This window comes from Pedobacter suwonensis (genome assembly GCF_007833675.1).
GTDB lineage: Bacteria > Bacteroidota > Bacteroidia > Sphingobacteriales > Sphingobacteriaceae > Pedobacter > Pedobacter suwonensis.
Genome location: NZ_CP031708.1, coordinates 3,009,464 through 3,031,116 on the forward strand (window position 1 = coordinate 3,009,464; position 21,653 = coordinate 3,031,116).

Consider the following 21,653-nt stretch of genomic DNA (forward strand, 5'->3'; position numbering starts at 1 on the left):
AAATGAATGCATTGCGAAGGCAGCGATCGTTGTAGAACGGCTTCATACCTCATCAATGACGACCTCCGGCAGTTTTAATATATTTTTAAAGATAAACCGTGTAACCTAAATAAGCACGTTCACCATCTGCACTCAATACCGTTTCCTGTAAATCGGGTGCCGTAAGGAGTTCAACATCAACCTCAGCATCTACAGGCATTAAATAGCTTATGGCCATATCCAAAATGGCCCTGTTTTTTTGTCCTGGAATAAAACTGACCAACTCTTGTGGAGAAGTTGGACCGATATTAATATTGAAAGATTCATTTTCCGGCGTAAAACTATCTCCTATAATGGTATCGATACCCAATGCCCCCGAACCCAACTCAACCTGTAGGTGGTCTGCAATTTTTATCGGCTTAACATGAGCTGTGGCATTTACAACGGCGATTGGCAAATTAAATAATGCGGTAAGCACCTTCGAAACAAAATCGATATCGTTTCTCTTTTGTTGAATTTCAGGCAACAGGTGCATCCAAATGATGCTCTGCTCCTTGTTTAGCAGGTTAAATTCATCCCATCCGAATTCAAAGATCCGGCTTAAATCAGAATAGGTTGTTTTTTTGTCGAGCATGTTTTCATACAGCTCGGTCATGATTCTTACATGGTTAATTTCGGCATCAAATGGCGTAAAAAATAACCGTGCCTGTTTTTCTTCCTCCCTCCGTTCTCTGATATCCTTAATCATGGATTCTTCATCCATACCCGCACTACCCGTTGGCGGCCGGTGGAAAAGCCCTTCGGGCAGCATATCATATAAACCTTCCCTATTGGTGCTGATACGGATACGATCCTGCCTTCTTTTTTCGGAATAATAAACGCTGGTATTTTCAATGTCTTTTGCAAAAGCCCTTTTATCAGGCCCTAGGGGGATAATTTCAACACGATCGGCTGCTATAACATCACGTTCTATCAAATCGGCTGCATGAGCCACCGCCTTGTAATCCGTAAAGAGTTCGTTATTAATAAAAGTTTCGTTTTTCATGTAAACTTTAAGCTTGCAGTTTTGTTATAGGATTGATTTTTGTTATCGAAAAAAAATAAGAATCATATCAAATACGAAAGATACTATATTTGTAGTACATCACATCTATAAAAAATTAATGGACGTTAAATCATTTTTTATTCGCTTTCTTCTGTTTCCGCTGATCTTTATGGTCTCAACGGCGGTACTCTCTGTCATCAACAAAAAGAACCAGTTTCTAAATAACAAAAAACTCATTGTAAGTGTTCTGATCATCGGCATTATTTTAGCCATTCCGGGCTTTTTGGGCTTCCTCAATTTTAATTTTATGCCCTGGGGCTACATTATATGCTGCATTTTCTATATTTTAATGGGTGTAGTGTTTGTTTATTTACTGACAAAGTATTACCCGAAGGATTTGCTGGAACGTAAATTATTTATCTTTTTCGCCACCTTGGTTGCGGCCATTTTATCAGTCTATTTATATCAGCTCGCCTTTAATTGGTTAAGCTCAGTAAATTTTGGCTGGTTTGGTGCGGGCAGCATTGCCTGTTTCTTTGTTCCGCTTCTTTTCTGGTGGGCCTATGTGTCACTGCTGAGCATTCCGTCTGAAATCTACAAAATATGGAAGTATCCTGATACTCCGCTGGATATCAATATGGACCATGTAGATTTCAACAGGCTTTTGGTGCTGGAGTTAGAACTCTATAAAAGAAGCACCGATCCTGAACCATTAAAGGTGAAGGTTAAAGCTGTAGAAAACATGAACTTTGGCATCTGGTTTCATAAGTTTATTGACGACTACAACCTGAAGTTTGCCAAAAGCCCGGTGGAGTTCAGAAGCGAGGACCAGGAGAATTATAAATGGATTTTTTTCATTAAAACTTCCTTTTTTAAACGCAATATCTTCATAGATCCCGATCTGGATATCATTGAAAACGGCATTACAGAGAAAATGACCATTTACGCTAAACGCGTATCAGAAAACGTAAATAAGCCTAACGAAGTTGGCGAAAGTGCTATCTTTATCTAATCTATAAAAAACATCTACCATGATAAAGCCGCTTAAATATAAATCCATCAACTGGATTAATGGCATGAAGCTGTCCAGTGATCATTTTACAGTAAGTGATCTCTATTTGCAGGATTTTGTGAGAGATGCCGTATCGCTACAGCTCAATAACAGCAATTACGGATTTTTACCTCCATTTGCTGGTTATAAAAGTTCGCACGACATCGAAATTATCGAAAAAGCAACCAATCATATCGAAATCAGAGTGAGATATTGTAATGCGGTTACCCCCGAGGGCTGCCACATTGATATTACACAATCTGATAATATGGATACCTTGGTGCACAACCATTATTTTGGCCAGTCAGAACCACGCAACTATGTTATTCTGTTGGTTGTGAGTCCATTTAACCGGGTACCAACAGGCACGCCAAACCCTGAGGAAAGCCCGATCCGCTATCCGGAGTTGACTAAAAGTTATTCAATTACCGTTTTACCAGAAAGCGAAGTGCGTTCGCAAACCGCCGACAGCTATTTTTTGACGATCGGTCAGGTTTATTACGAGAATGGAAGATTGTCCATCAATAATAGTTATATCCCGCCGAGCTCAACCATAACCAGTCACCCGGCATTAATTCGATATTACGAATCGTTCAGTGTTTTATTAAACGATCTGCAGCTGGCGGCTTTCAAAATTATCGACAAGACAGGAGGGCGTGATAATATTACACCGCTGGGCAAAAACATCCGTCTGATTTCTGAAAAAATTGTGGATTACATTGCCGGCTTATTTTACGAATACAGAAACATTGCACACCGTGAATCGCCCGTTGTTTTAACCGGTTATTTCTCCAGTCTGGCACATATCTTTTTTACTGCCATCAAACTGATTGATCCGCGTGAACGGGAAGAACTGCTCAAATATTTTTACGAGTGGAAAGATGTTACCCCTGGAAATTTTGAAGAGCTTTTGGCCAAAACCATCGAGTTGGTTTATGATCACAAACAGATTAACAACAGCATGGTAATGGTCAGCGAGTTTATGAACGTATTGGTAGCACTTTGGAATAAATTAAGTGGATTAGAATACATTGGCCAGCGTAAGGAAAATATCGTGGTTGCCGAACAGCAGGTGGTACAACAGGTACAGGCCAGAAAAACCTGGACATTGCTGGATTAAAATATTTCTCGGAGTAAATTTTATACCGGAGCTGTACCCCTTAAAAGCGGGTACAGCTTTTTTATTGACTTAAACTCAGCAGGCCTAATCGAAAGCAACTTGATCTGCCCCTGAGATTTTACTAATATGACATGCACATTTACCGCCAGTTACTTTAACAACAACAGATTTTGTTTGCTGGGTATCTACAGAAGTACCTGTTATTTTTAAATCATCGCCCTGTTCAGATAAGTCAGGTTTATTTTGGTCATCAACAACAATAAATACACCTTTCGTAGTGCTCGTAGAGATACTCGAATTAGCCGTTATCCGCTTTCCTGTTCGCTGGTTAATTACGTTGAAATCCTTTACCTCAGCACCAGCACCTTTATTATCTACAAATTTAATCATTACCGAAACAAATTCCTCAGTACAGATTTTAGACCCACAATCAGATGTTGCTTTATTTTTTTTACAGTTTAGTAAGGCAATGCTTACCAACAATACGAGCATTATTTTTTTCATCATATATTTTTTAAGCAAAAACGACAAAACCTATCAAAACGCTACAGGGTAAGTTAGGATGAGCATATACAAAGAAACAGCAACACAAATAAAAAACTACAACAATACAAAACTAAGAATACAAAGAAGTATAAACATTTGTATAATAAATTTGCTGATTATTAGCTATCTATCGCATCGGGATACACTTATTTTGCTTTCCTAACCAATATATATTTCATTATGAAAAAACAAAATTCACTAACAGGTGTAACCAGGAAGGTTACTTTTGTTGCAGCTGCAACATTAGTGTTTGCAGGCATTGCAGGTTTAACAGGCTGTAAAAAAAATGAAAAGATGGAGCCAGAGGCTGTTACTGCTTTACCTCCTTCAAACAAAGCTGTCGCTACGGTAGAATCCTATCAATCAGGCACTAATAACGGCTTTTTCTGGTCTCTTTGGAAGAGTGACGGCGCAACCGGCACCGTTAACTATGCCAATGGTAGCGGTGGAAATTACAGTGTGAACTGGAATGGATTTAACGGTAATTTTACCTGCGGTAAAGGTTATTCAGTAGGATCGCCAACCTATAAGATAGGATATAACCTGGGCGCCTATTCAAACTCGGGTGGTGGCACTTTTGGCTGGTACGGATGGAGCAGAAGCCCTTATTATGAGTATTATGTGAATGAAACCTGGGGTGCAGTTTCACCACACGATGGTACTTATTTAGGCACATTTGAAACGGATGGTGCAGGTTATAATGTATGGACCAGATGGATGACAGGTAAAAATATCGACGGTGGCGACGGCTTCAGGCAGATTTACAGCTCAAGGGTTACAAAAACATCTACCGGGCAAAATCATACCATTACTTTTGCCAATCACTATAACAAATGGCAAAGTTTAGGATATACCCTTGGTCAGTTAAACATTCCAGCTATAATGGTTTCGGAAACATGGGGTTCAAATACAAATGGTAACATTAATTGTACCATTTGGGCACAATAAAATATTTGTTTAATCACTTTATGTAACATACTGCCCGACCGCAAATCGGGCAGTATATTGTACAGCTATTTTTGTCCACTTACGTGGATTGATGACGCTTAACTATTATTTAACAAAGATTATCATGAGAACCATACTTTGCTTTGCTGTCTGCATTTCCATCCTATCCGCCTGCAATTCGTCAAAACCTAAAAATGGGAATGGAAATAAAAATTCAATAATCGGAAAATGGCATCGGTTTTCGACCGCGAATGGCTATAGTGAATTTGATATCGATTCGCAATCTGTAGTTTTCTATAACCAGAAAGTTGGCCGCTTTAAACTTCCTTATAAAATAGAAAATGATTCTTTAAAATACCTTACCAAAGATTATGAAGCCAAGATTACAAATTATGGCGACTCGCTTCTTTTAGATGGCAATGATGGCACGCAAGCCGTTTTGCACCGATTTAAAGAACCGGATGTTCCTTTTAAAACCATCCCTGAAGAAAAGGATTCTTTATCATTTGCATCGTACATCGCCGATTTCGACAAAAGATTGATCGGCGAGTTTGAAAAAGCCGGCATCAAGATTTCTAATCCAATGGAAAAACAGAACAGCCAACCATACGAGGAACTTCTAAAAAAGAAAACGGGAAGCAGGTGAACGATGTTTGACGGCCTTACAGAGCGCACTTCTGCTCCCGGCAGATCAAGGGGGACGGTTGGGGGTGAAATAACTACATTACTTTAAAATGCACAGTATACGGTTGTAACGTATAACCTGTTTTGGACTTGAATGATCTATCGGTAATTACAAAATCATAAGTTTGCCCGGATTTTAAGGCTAATTTAAGCTTAAATGATTTACGGTTGTCTGTAAAACCTATTACACCCGAAAGAGGAAAATGCTCTTTACCGCCTTCGCCCAGGTTAATCGAATAACCTTCGCCCATGGGTTCAGAGAAATTGACGGTGAGTTCAGTTAAGGATGCAGAAACATCTTCCCTTCCATTAATGTCTGGCGTAAGGCTAACCACCAGCGGTTGCAGCTTTTTAAACTTCGTTAATAGCTCCTCCTTGTTAAGCGGCTCCTTGTAATATTCCGAATCCTTAAGAAAATCTAAAACCTGCTTTTCATTGCTGTAATCCAATTCTATGATTTTTTTAACCGCCAATTTTTTGTCGGTTTGATGCTGATAATAAGCCTTACAGATAACATAACCCATAAAGTAGCCCAGATCCGGATGAGGACTTTTAGAGCCATTATACAGCCAGTTATCTGTATTGGTGCCAAACATTTCAATTTGAAACTTTTCTTTGAGCTCCTGCTCATGCTCACGGCCGTATCTCATATAAGCATTGTTGTTTTTCTTGCCGGTTACCAGTTCCGCAATAAAATCAGCCGATCCTTCCATAATTGTTTGTGCAAGCAAAACCCCTTCACCAGCTTTTTGCTGCGTATGTACGTATTCGTGAACATTAAGGCTAACCAGGTTCGAGGTCTGCTGATCTTTAAATACATTTTTTAACCAGTCGCTCAATTCCGAGGCTTCGGTATTTTTGTCTGCTGCTGCAATTTCTGTTCCCACAAGAACCATATCATCTGTAGTGGTACCGCCTGAACGCAGACCGCCAACGGTGAAATACATTTTAGCCGGGCGCATTTCGGGATACAATTTCCTGAAATTATTTATACTGCTCGTAATGGCCGGCACCTGTTTTTTAATACTGAGCGTGTTGCTTCTGATGCTCTTCCAAAACTTAGGATATTTATGGATCAGTGTAACCCACAATTTTGCATCGTAGTCTCTGGCTTTCATAAAAGCTTTCAGCCCCGGAGTACCTTTGTCCACATATAGCCTTTGCATAATATCGACTTGCTTTGCAGTATCAATAGTAGTTACAACGCTGTCATATGCTTGCCAATAACGGTCAATATCATCGGTGTTGACGGTTTTTGAATGGTGTTTTTGCGCGTGAATTAGCGGAGGAAAACAAAAAGTAAAAGCGAGTAGGTAAATGTATTTCATGTCAGTTTGAAGGCGATTTTAATTTAAATGCGACATCAATATAAGATTATTTCATCATTACCCTTAAATAAATTGTTGTAAAAATCCTCGCCTTTGATATCGAAACCAGATTATTCAAATGTTGTAAGTAACCGGGTCAATTTAATATGCTATATCACTCCAGATTGAGCATTCTGCTTTTACCATCTCTTCTCGATCGTGTTGCAGAGTCCTTTAGCACATTTATTGATAAACGTTACGAATATTTATTGAAATCTAACAAATATCAAACATGCCTTGCATTACCAAACGCTTATGTTCAACTTTCAAATAAATTATAGTGGTAGTGCTGGCAAATTAAATTTATATCACAATAGTTAGCTATTTGTATAATGTTTTTCGTTGAGGTATAACTGATGTTTATAAATAGCGAATTAACCAAAACCTGAACGCTAGGGTAAGTTGGCGATTATCAATCAAATATTAAACTTTAAAGAAATGATCAAGTTAAAAGAGATGCAAAAAAGCCTGTCTTCATTGGAAAATAAGCAACTAGATTTCAAAAGTTCTAAATCTGTATTAGGTGGTTTAGCTGGTGGGCCTAAGTATATTGTGTCTAATCTTCGAGATGAAAACGGATGTCAATTGGTAGATTACTATTATGATGGCAAATGGTATGCTGGATTTAGCGATTGTAAAAACGAATATTAATGATAATCAATTTAATGAAATAATAATTAAGTCTGCAAGTTTTTCCTTTTACACAAGAAAAGCTTGCAGATTTTAAGCTTATAAGTATTTCGATCTAATATGAGCAATGGTATATGCTGTTTTGATCAGATGTCTGCAATAAGTCAAATAGGGCCAGGTAATATCCTCATTGAACTACGGTTTCTAAATCAAGTAGCTTGATAAGCAAATAAAAGCAGCGCTATACTGTCCTTAAAAGTTAAATAATCTTATTGGATTGTTGGGATTTGCATGCGGAGTCACGCAGACTCATGCCGCTTAAGTCCAGCCTGATCCTTTTACTGTTGTATAAGTCGTATCATGGCAATAAATTGCAGTAATAGAGCGTAGATTCGAGTACCGCCCAGTGGGCAAACAAAGTTGAATTATAGAAAATGCCAGATTGGTAATTAAGCATTTTTTTATGATCAAAATCTGCAAAATACCTGGCATTTAAGCCCTGATTTTTATATTTGCCCATCAATAAAACTACGCCATAAAACCCCGTGAAAAAAATTACTATTCTACTACTGTTATTAACAACAAGTCTATTACGTGCCAATGCGCAGGAAAAAGCAAGCTTTGACAAAGCTTTTCAAAAGGCAAACAACGGTAAATCCCGCATAGAGATACCGCCCCTTAAAGAACTGCTGCACATTATGCTGGCCATTACTAAAACCGGGCTTGGCAATGATGATATGGTGAATCAAAGTGGTACATACTATCAGGATGTACTCAAACATTTTAAGCCATATGCAAACGAGCCCATCATAAAAACCTTTGATTCATTGCTGAACGTTTCGCTCTATAATTATATTTTCATCTCCGGAAATGCGATGTCTTATGATTTTTCAGGAACTACACTAAAGCGCAACCCTAATTACATTTTTCCGGCGCGTGGTGTGGCTAATATGGTGATCAGCACCAATCCGTTAGATACCTATAAAAAAGATATAGAAGCGTTTGCTAAAAAATCGCGGTTTCAGGATTTTTATAGTCAGCAAAAGCCATATTATACTAAAATAATTGCAGAATATAAGTCCGGTACAGACCTGGATAAACAATGGAAATGGCTCGAAAAGAACTTTAAAACCAGCATCAACAGCTACCTCATCCTGTGTTCACCCCTCATTAACGGGCTCAATTATACCACTGTGTTTAAAGATAAAGGCTTTAGGCAGATCGTTATGGTGCTTCCCATGCTCGACCATGATCCTAAACTTTCGGCTATTCAAAACGAACTTTTCAATACAAGGGTGATGTTTTCGGAAATAGACCATAACTATGTTGGTGTCCCATCAGATGCCAATAAGACGGCTATAGATAGCATATTTAAGGATAGGGGAACCTGGGTAAATGAGAAAGCTGATGGCACCTATGCTTATCCAACGCCGATTCAGGTCTTCAACGAGTACATGACCTTTGGTACTTTTTTGCTGTATTGCCAGGACAATTACAATAAAGCGCTTTATGCTGAAACCCGAAATAATGTAATCAGTTTGATGACAGCGCGAGGCTTCCCGAAAATGGAGCTGTTTGTGTCGTGTTTAGAGCAGGCAAGATCGGCGGCTCCTCAGAAAAAGATTGATGATCTGTATCCACACCTGCTGAAATTGTTGAGTAAATAGCGTTATGCAGTTGACTTTGTTTATTAACTGTGATAAAGGGCTATTCTTATGAATAGAAAGATGATGAAAGAAGTATTGGTCACTAAACAAGCCGCAACGAAAGAAGTTAAAGTTTTTGTTTTGTAGCAGATACAATTAAATATATAGAATGAGGATCAGTGTGTTACGGGCTTAATGGTTAAAAAAATCGGATACTATGTTGATAAACTGAATATAGTGTCTATATTTGCAATCCTGAAAAGGGAAAGAGGTTCAAACTTTAAAGAGAACAAAAGGAGTGGTAGTTCAGCTGGTTAGAATGCCTGCCTGTCACGCAGGAGGTCGCGGGTTCGAGTCCCGTCCATTCCGCAAAAAAGTTTATTCAACTAAAGCCTGTAAATTAAATGTTTACAGGCTTTTTCATTTTCTGGAAAACCCAAATTGGCATGGCGAAAAAAGACGACGGATAAAAATTTAAGAATGATATTCAGTAGTGCGCTTAAAAGCTTTCCCCCAAGAATTCCGCTTGATCCGAATTCCGCTTGATCCCTTATCACCACAACCGTAAAACGAAAAAGCCTCAACTTTTTCAAGTTAAGGCTTTTTGCGGAATGGACGGGACTCGAACCCGCGACCTCCTGCGTGACAGGCAGGCATTCTAACCAGCTGAACTACCACTCCTTTTGTTCTTCTTTAAAGTTCGAACCTCTTGTCTCTTTCGAGGTTGCAAATATAGAGACTATATCTTAATTCGCAAATTTTTTTTTAAAAAACATTTAACTCCCTAACCAACAGCACCTTCCTGCATCTTCTCTGCATTTTCTGCAAACTGAAGCGCATCAATAATTTCCTGGATGTCGCCATCCATAATCGCTGGCAGGTTATACATGGTTAAGCCGATACGGTGTTCGGTAACGCGGCCCTGAGGGTAGTTATACGTTCTGATCTTCGCCGAACGGTCACCGGTTGACACCATTGTTTTACGCTTAGCAGCAATATCCCCGTTCTTTTTCTGCAATTCGATGTCGTAAAGCTTACTGCGCAGCATTTCCATTGCAATTATACGGTTACCCAGTTGCGAACGTTCGCGCTGGCAAACCACTACGATACCCGATGGTTTATGTGTTAACTGCACCTTGGTCTCCACTTTGTTTACATTCTGCCCACCGGCACCACCTGAGCGTGAGGTCTGCAGTTCAATATCGGCAGGGTTAATATAAAGATCAATTTCTTCTGCTTCCGGCAAAACAGCTACCGAGGCAGCTGAAGTATGCACACGGCCCTGGGTTTCGGTATCCGGTACACGCTGCACACGGTGTACACCACTTTCGTATTTCAGTTGACCATAAACATCTTCACCGCTCACTTTTAAGATAACCTCTTTGTAACCACCCGCTGTACCTTCAGTCACATCAACCACTTCAACATTCCAGCCTTTAGATTCGAAATATCGGGTATACATGCGGTACAAATCGCCGGCAAATAAAGCTGCTTCATCGCCGCCCGTACCACCGCGGATCTCAAAAACGGCATTTTTAGCATCTTCCGGATCTTTAGGAATCAACATCAAACGGATATTACTCTCCATTTCTTCCTGTTGCTTTAACAGCAGATCGAGTTCCTCTTTTGCCATTTCGCGCATTTCAGGATCCTTTTCAGTAGCTAAAATTTCTTTGTTGGCATCGATGTTGCTCATCACATTTTTGTAGATTTTGTACTCGTCTACAATCTTGCCCAAGTCTTTATATTCTTTATTTAAAGCCGCAAAACGTTTCATATCCTGAATTACATCCGGATTGCTCAACGATTCCTCTACATCTTCCCAACGCAGCTTTATAGCTTCTAATTTATCTAACATATTTATTGTTGTTGAAATTCCTGATGGTTGGCATAGGCCCAAAAATTCAGGAAATGCAAAAATAAGGAAAAAAGATGAATTAGTTAGTTGGGGAGAAGGGTTAATTGGTTAACTGTACGGGCATTCAGCAAAGGAAATGGAAAAAAGGAAAGTTATTTTATTATTAAAGGTTTTGGAAATGAGCGGTTCCTCCCTTATGGCGGCCAGCAGTCCCGCTATCCCTTCAAGTCCTCGCTGCGCTCCGGGCTTTCCGTTTTATCGGGTTTAGGAACAAAGTATGGTAGATTTTAGGCTTAATACGACCTCAAATAGTAGTACCGGCCTCCCTTAATAAACGGGATTGCAGTGGCAGCTTCCGATTTTCCTTCAAAATCGGGACTATAACGGAAAGCCCGACGAACATTAAATAATGCTACAGACACTGCTTTCCAAAAAAATAGAAGTTATGGTTTTGGCTTATAGTATTCAAGTTTTAAATCTACCCCATCAAACACCCCGTAAGAGTTATAATTAAGCCATTCGCCAATATTTACATACCGGCTACCATTGCCTAAATCAATATCGAGCGGCAGGTGTCTGTGCCCGAAAATAAAATAATCGAAATGTGCTTTCTGGAGTTGCTCTTTAGCATAAATGGCCAACCATTCTTTATCTTCTCCTAAAAACACCTCTTTTTCCGTTTGTGCGGCCCTGCTACCCTGGCTCCACGCGCTTGCGATACCGATCCCGAGGTTTGGATGCAAACGCGCGAATAACCATTGGCAAAACCTGCTCCTGAAAATCTTTCTCAAAAATTTATATTTATGATCTCCAGGCCCTAAGCCATCGCCATGGTGCAGGTAAAATTTCTTTCCACCACGCTCAATCACCAGTTCATCACTGATGATCTCCATGCCAATTTCCTGAGTGAAATAATTACGCACCCACATATCATGGTTACCCTTAAAAAAATAGATTTTTATCCCTGCATCAGTCATAGATGCCAGTTTACCCTGTAAACGAATAAAACCCTTGGGGATGACTTTAGCATACTCGAACCAGAAATCGAAAATGTCGCCCATCAAAAACAACTCACTGCAATCTGGTTCGATAAAATTCAACCAATCTACAATCCGCGCTTCACGAGCGCGGCTTTCAGCATAATTGGGTGTACCTAAATGAAAATCAGAAGCGAAGTAAATATTTTTTGTCATGGATTCCTCAAAGTTAAGGGAAAAAGATTAAAGCGGAAAGATGAAAGCCTAAAGTACAGTATCCTGTATAATCAACCCGGAAAAATGCCAATTTTATATGTTTAATTCCGTGTAAATCTGTGTTTCCGTGGCTAAAAAACCGTAAAATAAATTCACACTAGCACAATCTATTAATCTCAAAATCCGTGAAATGATTCCAAAGATAAAAAGCTTAAAGACTGAGACAGATTTTTAAATTTTATAGATGGATATTAATTTTAACTGGTGGATTGATTTTTTCTACTTACAATTTTTGGGAAACCGCTGATAAATTGCAGCCCTAACCATCCTGTTTTAATTTTAAACCTTAATGAATCGCCTTCTTCTACATTTTTAAACCTAAGGTACCAATAAAAAAAACCAAAAGTTTCCAGCATTTCCATTCCGGTTAACTGTACCATGTAACGAATATGCCGGTAAGTACGCTCAGTCTTTTGTTTCTTAAAGGTACATTCTATTTCGGTTACCGATTTTAACTTCAGCCGGTTTAGAAGCAACATGATTACATCCCCAACCCACATCTTACCAACAAGTATCAATATCAAAACAACAATGAATATACACCATACTTTAAACACTGTCGAACTATCTTTAAAAAGAGCAGGGGTATAGTAAATAAACCGGGCGATAAAAGGCAGACTAAAAACATATGGCAAATATTTTTTCCATCCTTTCCACCTCATATCCGCTGGCAGTACATGAATATCGAATACGAGCAAACACAAAACCGGGCAAAACAGCCCATAATAGGACCAATTAGCGGGATTGAATAGCAGGTACATACTAAATGGCAGTAATGCAATAGCGAGCTGCCAGGATTGAGACATCAGTATAAAAACCACCGCCCAAATCCCGGTTAAAAATAAGGCTAAACCGAAATATTCGTTCATCATCAATAACTTAATCAGTGCCATTCACTAAATTAGCATTTCTCTTCAATCAAAAATTATGAAAAAACAATTTGTATTAAGTTTATTTGCACTAAGCCTTTTTGCCTGTAACCAGGGTAAAAAACCAGCAGAAAAAATAACATTGATGAAATATCCTGAAACAAAAAAAGACAGCAGAAAAGATAATTATTTCGGTACAACCATTGCCGACCCCTACAGGTGGTTAGAGAACGACACCTCGGCAGAAACAAAAGCCTGGGTAATGGCCGAAAACAAAGTCACTCAAAATTACCTGGAGCAGATTCCCTATCGTGCCGATATAAAAAAGCGACTAACTGAATTATGGAACTACCCGAAAGAAAGCGCCCCGTTTAAAGTTGGTGAGTATTATTTTTTCACCAAAAACGATGGCCTTCAAAACCAGAATATCTGGTTTATTAAAAAAGGGTTAGAGGGCAAAGAAGAAGTTTTTCTCGATCCCAATACACTTACCAAAGATGGTACAGCGGCCATTTCAATGCTCGGTTTCTCGCACGATAAAAAATACCTGGCCTATTCGGTTGCGCAGGCCGGATCAGACTGGAGCAACATTTACGTAATGGATATTGCAACCAAAACCAAATTAGCCGATGAGTTAAAATGGACCAAATTCTCAGGCGCAGCCTGGAAAGGTAATGGCTTTTATTACAGTAAATTTGACGAGCCTGCCAAAGGAACCGATCTTTCTGCAGCCAACAAATCGCAAAAGGTATATTTCCACAAATTGGGAGATCAACAACAAAATGATCAGTTAGTTTTTGAAGACAAGACCAATCCTAATTTATATTTAGGTGCAACCGTTACAGAAGATGAACGTTTTTTAGTGATTTATGCCAGTGCGGGCACTTCGGGCAATGCATTGTATTATCAGGATTTAAAAATACCAGATAGCAAAATAGCGCCCCTGATTAAAGGTTATGACCATAATCACAGCGTTGTTGACAATATGGGCGACAAATTATTGGTGAACACCGATTTAGGAGCAGAAAACAAACAGGTTGTTTTAGTCGATCCAAAAAATGCAGATCCTAAAAACTGGCAGAAAATTATCCCTGAATCCAAATTAGCTTTGGAAGGTGTTGGAACTGGCGGAGGATTTCTTTGGGCTACCTATTTAAAAGATGCGAGTACCAACATTATTCAGTTTGATTTAACCGGAAAGAAAATCGGCGAAGTAAAACTACCGGCCATCGGAACCGTGGGAGGCTTTGGGGGTTACAAAGAAGATAAAGAATTTTTTTATACTTTTTCTAATTTTACCACTCCAGGCAACATTTACCGTTACGATGTAGCCAAGAACGAATCTGTTTTATATAAAAAGTCCGAGCTAAACTTCAATACAGATAATTATGAAACCAAACAGGTATTTTATCCCTCGAAAGATGGCACAAAAGTACCCATGTTTATCGTACACAAAAAAGGCATCAAACTGGATGGCGATAATCCGGTTTACCTTTATGCGTATGGTGGTTTCCAGGTAAGTTTAACACCAGGATTCAGTCTCTCCAGGATGTTGTTCCTGGAACGCGGAGGCATCTACGTTCAGCCTAGCTTACGTGGAGGAAGTGAATATGGCGAAGCCTGGCACAAAGGCGGCATGTTAGCTAAAAAACAAAACGTTTTCGATGACTTTATAGCCGCAGCGGAATACCTCGTAAAAGAAAAATATACCAATCCAGCCAAAATTGCGATTTCCGGCGGCTCAAATGGCGGTCTGCTGGTTGGGGCCTGCATGACTCAACGGCCTGATCTTTTCAAGGTAGCTTTACCTGCGGTTGGTGTGCTGGATATGCTTCGCTACCACAAATTTACCGTTGGCTGGGGTTGGGCAGTTGAATATGGCACCAGCGATAAAAAAGAGGACTTTGATTACCTGATCAAATATTCGCCGTTGCATAACATCAAAAGCGGTGTTAATTATCCGGCAACTTTAATAACCACTGCCGATCATGATGACCGTGTAGTACCGGCACATTCATTTAAATTTGCAGCAACGCTACAGGAGAAATATAAAGGTAAAAACCCGGTTTTAATCCGGATAGAAACCAATGCCGGACATGGGGCAGGTAAACCCACAACCAAATTGATTGAAGAAGCAACCGATGTATGGAGTTTTGTATTTCAGAATTTAGGGATGAGTTGGTAGCGTTCTTTTGTTATTCTGAACGCAGTGAAGAACCCGGAGGCTCTGCGAAGCAAATCTTTTTATGACTATTGGAACTTTAAAAGGCAAAAGATCCTTCGTTCCTCAGGATGACAAAATTATTTTCCCCACTAAACCTATAGACCAATTATAATTTGCTTTAAAACATTAAAAACCTTTAACTTTTGCTTTCGGTTAGCTCAAAGCATATAAAATACTGAATATAATAGGATTGCAAAATTATCTAGAATATTTCTAAATAGCTGATTTGGTAAGACTTTATTTCGTAACTTTGCGTCAAATTTTTCTTTAATGATCACTACTGATATAGCCGTAATAGGCGCTGGTCCGGTTGGTTTATTTGCCATTTTTGAAGCCGGTTTATTAAAAATGCGTTGTCATTTAATTGATTACCTTCCTCAGGTTGGTGGTCAGCTGTCTGAAATTTATCCTAAAAAACCGATTTACGATATCCCTGGTTATCCTTCTGTACTGGCACAGGAACTTATCGACAATTTAATGGAGCAGGCCAAACCTTTCCATCCTACGTTTACTTTAGGTGAGCGTATTGAAGGTTTGGAAAAGCGTGGTGAAGCTGATTTTGTTTTAACGACCAATATGGGTACCGTTATCGAAGCTAAAGTTGTAGTTATTGCGGGCGGTTTAGGTTGTTTTGAGCCGCGCAAGCCTGCTGTAGAAAATTTAGAAAACTTTGAAAATGGTAAAGGTGTAAACTACATGATCCTTGATCCGGAGAAATACCGAGACCAGAAAATGGTGATTGCCGGCGGTGGCGATTCTGCTTTAGACTGGACCATTTACCTGGCGGATGTTTGTTCTGAACTGACTTTAGTGCACAGAAGTGAAAGTTTCCGTGGGGCCCCTGATTCGGTTGCAAAAGTAATGGCGTTGGCAGAAAGCGGAAAAATCAATCTGATTTTAAACAGCAACCTACAGGCCGTACACGGAACAGATAAATTGGAAAAAGTTGAAATTGTACAGAACCGTACCATGGAAAAAACAGTTGTTGAGGCCGATCACTTAATTCCTTTGTTTGGTTTGAGCCCTAAGTTAGGTCCGATTGAAGATTGGAACTTAAACATCAGCAAAAGTGCAATTGAAGTAAATGTTGATGATTACTCGACCAATATCCCGGGTATTTACGCTATTGGTGATATCAATACCTATACCAACAAACTCAAATTGATTCTTTGCGGTTTCCACGAGGCGGCATTAATGAGCCACAGCGCTTATTCTTACATGAATCCTGGTGTGAAATATACGATGAAATATACCACTGTAAACGGAGTTTCAGAATTTTAAGCTTTCTGTTATATTTGCGATAAGAAAGAAAGCAAAATGGAAAACAACATTAATATATATATGCAGGAGCCGGATGGCTCGGTTACAGAACACGTTGCCCCAACCGATATGGGCCTGAGCCTAATGGAGTTTTTAAAGGCATCAGAGTACGATATTCTGGCTACTTGTGGCGGAATGGCTTTATGTGCAACCTGCTGTGTTGATGTATTGGAAGGCGAAGAAAAACTTAATGAAATGACAGATGATGAGTATGCCATGCTGGACACTCTACCTGACCTGTTACCAAACTCACGTTTAGCCTGCCAATTGCAATTAAACAATAATATGGATGGATTAAAAGTGAAATTACACGGCGTAAGTTAAGTGGTAAAAATCATAAAATAAATGGCGATATCAAAAGTATCGCCATTTTTGTTGGCTAAAATTCGACCTCCCAGGTTTAAAAAACCTGAGAGGTCTGGAGTATTTGGTGCAGCTGCCTGTGTTATTAAACCTGATACAGCGAAAACCCGGAGTGCAGCGAGGACTTGCAGCGATAGCAGGACTACCATCCGCCAAGACAACAGACCCCATCATTTCCAAAAAAACAAATCACGTGATTAACCTTTGAGGATTAAAAATCCTTAACTCTACAGCCGGGATTACAAATCACGACTAACGGTCCTCCCAGGTTTAAAAAACCTGAGAGGTCTGGAGCATTTGGTGCAGCTGCCTGTGTTATTAAACCTGATAAAGCGAAAAGCCCAGAGTGCAGCGAGGACTTGCAGCGATAGCAGGACTACCATCCGCCAAGACAACAGAACCCATCATTTCCAAAAAACAAATTACTCAACTTTGAGGATTAAAAATCCTCTACAGCCGGGATTAGAAATCCCGACTAACGGATATTTACTTTCTGCTTTTCTACATTCCAGCCATATACCTCTATCGCCAGATTACTTTGTTTACCTGTATATTCTACAGTTATCGTTTTGCTTTCTCCGGGTAAAATGCTTACATAGTTATCGTTATAAAATGCCGGGAGTATACGTTCGTCGGTATTGCCATTTATTAACGCAATCCGGTTAAAAAATGCTACTGGATTTCCCGCTGCATTACTTAAGGTTACCGATACTTTTCCATTTTTCTGATGGATAGCCGCAATTTTTAAAGGCGCTCTTTTGATATTTTTCAAGCCCGAATACTCGCCATCCTTTCCGGGGAGCCAATATAAATTCTCGCTTAAAATATTTTGTTGCTGATCTAAAATTCTTAATGAAACAAATACACCCTCTTTTTTATCCAGTTTGGTTAAAAACTCATTTATAGGAAAAAGTCTTCTTACTGAAGATGGACCAACGGAATTAAAGACCTGAGAATAAAAATAATCTTTGCCGTCCATATCGTAAGCTTTTGCCTGGACCATCAGGTTATTTTTTGTAGAAAACCCATTATTCACAATCGTAACCATGCTATCCAAAGGGTTCATCATCACGTGCAAAGGCTCACTTCCTTTCCTTAAGCCATATAAACACGCATTCGGGTCAAGGTAATAGTCATACATCTGCCCGCGCATGGCCGTCCATGGGTTTTGTGTTTTCCAAATGATAGAGCCCGTATACCAATCCCACATTTTGTTAGAGAAACCTTCCATCAAAGCCCGGTATTGATCGTAATTAGCCAGTTGCGCCTTCATTGCAAAATCTTCGGCACTTTTTGGCTTACCATATGGGTTCAGGTATTGCTCATATGAGATATATTTATGATAATCCCACACCGAATCGGGTTTAGATTTGTATTGTGGTGCAATCAGGTTTTCCTCTGGAATAAAACGGAGCAAGGAAGCATAATCACCTACCCCTACCGAACCTACTTCAGAGTTGTAAGGAAAAGTTCGCGTTCCCCAGAAAGTTTTAATATCCTGAATACCGTACGGACCATCGCCGTTTCCGCCAATGGAATTATACGACATTTCATCACTGTTAGAAAAATCGAAAAATTTCCTGGTACCATCCAGGCGTGGAAGTATATCGTTTTTCAATGGCTCTAAAATATCTTCGGGCGGGGTAATTTCATTCCCTCCGCACCAAAAAGCAAGGGAGGCATGATTTCGGATCATTTTGATCTGATCTTCCATAGCAGCTAAGGTTAGATGATGGTCATCGGGATAATTTCTGCGTGTCCACTGGTCTTCCTTTTTCATTGGGTCTACCCAGCGACCGTTACAATCGCCACTAAACCAAAAATCCTGAAAAACCAGCAAGCCATACTTATCACAGGCATTGTAAAACTCAGGTCTTTCAAGAATCGCCCCACCCCAGATTCTGATCAGGTTAAGGTTCATATCTTTATGGTAACGCACTTCTGCATCGTAACGGGCATCGCTAAAGCGCAACATGGCATCACTAATGATCCAGTTACCACCTTTAATAAAAATTTTTTGCCCGTTTACAAAAGCGCCCATACTTCCGGTATGCTCATTCCAGATGTTATCAATTTGGCGGACCCCAACTTTAAGCTGCTCCTGATCCAATACCTGATTGGACGCTATAAATTCAATTTTCACATCATACAGATTCTGCGGTCCATATCCGCTCGGCCACCATAACTTCGGATTTTCGAGCTGTAAATCAGGAAATTTAACCGCAGTAGTTTTATTTGCGGTAATAGTTGCACGCTGTTTAACCAATTTTCCATCGATCTGGTATTGTAGAATACCTGAAACAGATTGATTGGTTGGGTTTTCTACTTCAACCGAAACCTTAATCGTGGCAGGGCTTTGCTTGCCTTCCGGCAAACGTTTACCCGGCACCAAAGTGATTACCTGCGGATTTTGAATGTTGATGCTTTTGGTTTTCTCGATGGTTACCTTATCCCAGATGCCCGTGTTGCGGTCGCGGGTAGGCTGAATCCAGTCCCAGCCTGCAGTATATTGGGTGGTTAAACCCTTGGCAATCGTTCCATCGCCCCCCTGGCCACCATTTGGGTTGCCGGGAAAATCTGGCGGGTAAACAATTACAGCAAGCCTGTTTTTTCCATCGGGAGATAACAATCTGGTAATATTATACTGCGCCCTGAGGTGCATGCCCACCTGCGTTTTTGGATTGACCTTTTTTCCGTTTAAATAGATTTCGGCTTTATAATTTATCCCCCTAAACTGTAACCAAACCTGTTCATTGCCGGTTGCGCGCTCCTGAAAATCTTTTACAAACCAATAAGTATAATAGTCGTTGCCTGTGTGATATACATCAGGAATCTTTTCGTTATTCATTCCATAAAATGGATCAGGCACTTTTTTGTTATTCAGTAAAGTAGTTAAAACCGTTCCAGGCACCGTTGCGGGCATCCAGCTGTTAAGCGAAAAACTAGTTTTAGAAATTTCCAGACCGCTGGATTGGGTATTTTTGATGTTGGCACAAACCCAGCCCGAGTTTAACTCGTATCGTTGCTGTGCATTGACTAAAAAGGCTGAACAACATATGAAAAGTAGAAAAATATTCTTCATTTATTTAAAATAGGATCGATAAAGTTTTTTTGAATTGATGTATGCTTACGGTTTCCAATAACAGATTAACGCGCTAAAAATAAAACGTTTTACCTTTATTTTAACTTAAAAGGATCAAAAAACATTAGTTTTACTTAAAGTCTTGGATTTTAATCGGTTTTTGAAAGAAAAAGATTATTAACTGCAGGCGACTACTATTAATAAAACGATTGATTTAAAATTGAAATGCCATATTTTACGATATGAGAATATTTAAGCTGGCTGGACCGTTAAAAATATTGGTAAAAAGATCCTTCATTGTGTTCAATAATGACGAATGCCTTACTCAATCTCCAAGACAATCACCTGATCTGGTACATCTGTATTTGGTACCGTATCAATAGTGAGTTTCGATTTTTTGAAAACAAAGTTTACTACGCTTTTATCTTTTAGCAAATATGCTTTTTTTACTTTCTTTACCGGAATGTTTTCCAAATCAAGCCTGGTGGTTTTGCCATCCAGAATGTGGATATAAATTTTCTTAGTGGTTTGCGTAATGCTTCCCCAGTTCTGAGGTTTAATATACCCTGCTTTTGTCCCATAAATGCTCTCACCGTAAATTTTAAGCCAGGCACCTAAGCCGGCCAAACGGTCTTGAAATTCCGGCTGGATTTTGCCACTCGGCATCGGGCCGATGTTCAGTAAAAGATTGGAACCCAAACCGGTTGCTTTAACCAACATATGCACCAGCTCTCTATCGGATTTATAGTAGGTATCGCTCAAATTATAACCCCACGAATTTGAAATGGTTTCACAGGTTTCTAATGGCAGCTTATCTGATGCTTTTTGAAAACTTAGCCCGGATTTATTCTCGCCGGGAAGATCGCGTTCAAACATCTGGAAATCCTCACCTGGAAATGGCGTTAAGTGGTGGTTATTACCGATCATGCACTGTGGCTGGAGTTTGTGAATCAAACCATAGATCTCATTGTATTTCCAATCAATCCTGGAGGTTCTGCCTTTCGATCCTTCTGGTTCGGTCTGATCCCAGTGCCCATCGAGCCAGATTCCGCCTATTTCGCCGTAATTGGTCAAGAGCTCGGTCAACTGGTTTTTCATAAACTGCAAATAACTGGCGTAATCGCCTTTACCGGTCCGGCCGGAATGCTGCCCTGTACGTCCGGTTTCATGTGGATAATCTTCCCTGCGCCAATCTAAAAGCGAATAGTATAAATACAACTGTATACCTTGCTTATGGCATTCATCAGCCATCATTTTAACAATATCTTTTTTATAAGGGGTATTCATGATGTTGAAATCAGAATATTTCGTATCCCACATGCTAAAGCCATCGTGGTGACGGGTAATTAATGTAATGTACTTCATTCCGGCATTTTTTGCCATGCTTACCCATTCTGCCGCATTAAACTCGACAGGGTTAAAAAAATCTTTAAGGTTGGTATAATTATGAACGGTAAGCTTTCGATCATTCATTACCCATTCGCCACTTCCGGGTATACTGAAAGGCCCCCAGTGGATGAATAAGCCGAACCGGGCTTCATTAAACCACGCTCTTTGTTTTAAATTAGCAGCTGTAGGTGTATAATCCTGCGCATTTAACTGTAATGCAATAAATAGCACAAGGCCCAACAAGGTCAATTTCTTCATAAGAAATGGTATAGGTTTTTA

The 21,653-nt window shown here is 39.7% G+C and carries 17 protein-coding genes and 2 tRNA genes; 10 read left to right on the forward strand and 9 right to left on the reverse strand.

Annotation, left to right across the window (positions count from 1 at the left end; all coding sequences use genetic code 11):
• Positions 1-85 precede the first annotated feature (85 nt).
• Entirely contained in the window at positions 86-1,024 is a 939-nt protein-coding gene (locus DV942_RS12280; RefSeq protein WP_145857867.1) for a type VI secretion system baseplate subunit TssG, read from the reverse strand.
• Between the two features lie 118 nt (positions 1,025-1,142).
• On the opposite strand from DV942_RS12280, the gene DV942_RS12285 reads away from it, so the two are divergent.
• Both DV942_RS12285 and DV942_RS12290 read left to right on the forward strand, forming a co-directional pair.
• The gene (locus tag DV942_RS12285) at positions 1,143-2,036 is read left to right on the forward strand and encodes a TssN family type VI secretion system protein (RefSeq protein ID WP_145857868.1); all 894 of its coding nucleotides are present in this window, start codon (positions 1,143-1,145) and stop codon (positions 2,034-2,036) included.
• 19 nt (positions 2,037-2,055) lie between these two features.
• Positions 2,056-3,195: a hypothetical protein gene (locus tag DV942_RS12290; RefSeq protein ID WP_145857870.1), complete on the forward strand. Its 1,140-nt coding sequence runs from the start codon at positions 2,056-2,058 to the stop codon at positions 3,193-3,195.
• An 84-nt stretch (positions 3,196-3,279) separates the two neighbouring features.
• Here DV942_RS12290 and DV942_RS12295 read toward each other — a convergent pair whose 3' ends face one another.
• Positions 3,280-3,702: a hypothetical protein gene (locus DV942_RS12295; RefSeq protein WP_145857872.1), complete on the reverse strand. Its 423-nt coding sequence runs from the start codon at positions 3,700-3,702 to the stop codon at positions 3,280-3,282.
• Between the two features lie 219 nt (positions 3,703-3,921).
• On the opposite strand from DV942_RS12295, the gene DV942_RS12300 reads away from it, so the two are divergent.
• Both DV942_RS12300 and DV942_RS12305 read left to right on the forward strand, forming a co-directional pair.
• Entirely contained in the window at positions 3,922-4,689 is a 768-nt protein-coding gene (locus DV942_RS12300; RefSeq protein WP_145857874.1) for a glycoside hydrolase family 11 protein, read from the forward strand.
• A gap of 124 nt (positions 4,690-4,813) precedes the next feature.
• On the forward strand, positions 4,814-5,335 hold the full coding sequence (locus DV942_RS12305; RefSeq protein WP_145857876.1) for a hypothetical protein: 522 nt from the start codon (positions 4,814-4,816) through the stop codon (positions 5,333-5,335).
• Positions 5,336-5,408: 73 nt separating this feature from the next.
• Here the strand turns inward: DV942_RS12305 and DV942_RS12310 are convergent, their stop codons facing one another.
• A complete protein-coding gene (locus tag DV942_RS12310) occupies positions 5,409-6,701 on the reverse strand; it encodes a gliding motility protein GldB-related protein (RefSeq protein WP_145857879.1) in 1,293 nt (430 codons plus the stop codon).
• Positions 6,702-7,178: 477 nt separating this feature from the next.
• Between DV942_RS12310 and DV942_RS12315 the strand changes: the two genes are divergently transcribed.
• The 3 genes from DV942_RS12315 (at position 7,179) to DV942_RS12325 (ending at position 9,385) form a co-directional block, all read left to right on the forward strand.
• Complete coding sequence (locus DV942_RS12315) at positions 7,179-7,391, forward strand: TIGR04139 family peptide modification target (RefSeq protein ID WP_145857881.1); 213 nt, start codon at positions 7,179-7,181, stop codon at positions 7,389-7,391.
• 524 nt (positions 7,392-7,915) lie between these two features.
• Positions 7,916-9,037: a DUF4932 domain-containing protein gene (locus DV942_RS12320; protein WP_145857883.1), complete on the forward strand. Its 1,122-nt coding sequence runs from the start codon at positions 7,916-7,918 to the stop codon at positions 9,035-9,037.
• 274 nt (positions 9,038-9,311) lie between these two features.
• Positions 9,312-9,385: transfer RNA gene (locus DV942_RS12325), tRNA-Asp, on the forward strand.
• Positions 9,386-9,623: 238 nt separating this feature from the next.
• On the opposite strand, the gene DV942_RS12330 is transcribed toward DV942_RS12325, so the two are convergent.
• From DV942_RS12330 to DV942_RS12345, 4 genes are all read right to left on the reverse strand, one after another.
• Positions 9,624-9,697 (reverse strand) — tRNA-Asp (locus DV942_RS12330).
• 103 nt (positions 9,698-9,800) lie between these two features.
• Entirely contained in the window at positions 9,801-10,874 is a 1,074-nt protein-coding gene (gene prfA, locus DV942_RS12335) for a peptide chain release factor 1 (protein WP_090983623.1), read from the reverse strand.
• A 443-nt stretch (positions 10,875-11,317) separates the two neighbouring features.
• Positions 11,318-12,067: a UDP-2,3-diacylglucosamine diphosphatase gene (locus DV942_RS12340; RefSeq protein ID WP_145857885.1), complete on the reverse strand. Its 750-nt coding sequence runs from the start codon at positions 12,065-12,067 to the stop codon at positions 11,318-11,320.
• Between the two features lie 257 nt (positions 12,068-12,324).
• Positions 12,325-13,020: a hypothetical protein gene (locus DV942_RS12345; protein WP_145857887.1), complete on the reverse strand. Its 696-nt coding sequence runs from the start codon at positions 13,018-13,020 to the stop codon at positions 12,325-12,327.
• Positions 13,021-13,054: 34 nt separating this feature from the next.
• On the opposite strand from DV942_RS12345, the gene DV942_RS12350 reads away from it, so the two are divergent.
• The 3 genes from DV942_RS12350 to DV942_RS12360 all read left to right on the forward strand — a co-directional run bounded on the left by DV942_RS12350 (position 13,055) and on the right by DV942_RS12360 (position 16,864).
• Positions 13,055-15,181, forward strand: a complete 2,127-nt coding sequence (locus DV942_RS12350; protein WP_145857889.1) for a prolyl oligopeptidase family serine peptidase — start codon at positions 13,055-13,057, stop codon at positions 15,179-15,181.
• Positions 15,182-15,490: 309 nt separating this feature from the next.
• Positions 15,491-16,501, forward strand: a complete 1,011-nt coding sequence (locus tag DV942_RS12355) for an NAD(P)/FAD-dependent oxidoreductase (protein ID WP_145857891.1) — start codon at positions 15,491-15,493, stop codon at positions 16,499-16,501.
• Between the two features lie 36 nt (positions 16,502-16,537).
• Positions 16,538-16,864, forward strand: coding sequence for a 2Fe-2S iron-sulfur cluster-binding protein (locus DV942_RS12360; protein ID WP_025141835.1), 327 nt, complete (start codon positions 16,538-16,540; stop codon positions 16,862-16,864).
• Between the two features lie 514 nt (positions 16,865-17,378).
• Here DV942_RS12360 and DV942_RS12365 read toward each other — a convergent pair.
• Together DV942_RS12365 and DV942_RS12370 are read right to left on the reverse strand one after the other, a co-directional pair.
• On the reverse strand, positions 17,379-19,985 hold the full coding sequence (locus DV942_RS12365) for a glycosyl hydrolase 2 galactose-binding domain-containing protein (RefSeq protein WP_145857893.1): 2,607 nt from the start codon (positions 19,983-19,985) through the stop codon (positions 17,379-17,381).
• A gap of 321 nt (positions 19,986-20,306) precedes the next feature.
• The gene (locus tag DV942_RS12370; protein ID WP_145857895.1) at positions 20,307-21,632 is read right to left on the reverse strand and encodes an alpha-L-fucosidase; all 1,326 of its coding nucleotides are present in this window, start codon (positions 21,630-21,632) and stop codon (positions 20,307-20,309) included.
• Positions 21,633-21,653: the final 21 nt, after the last annotated feature.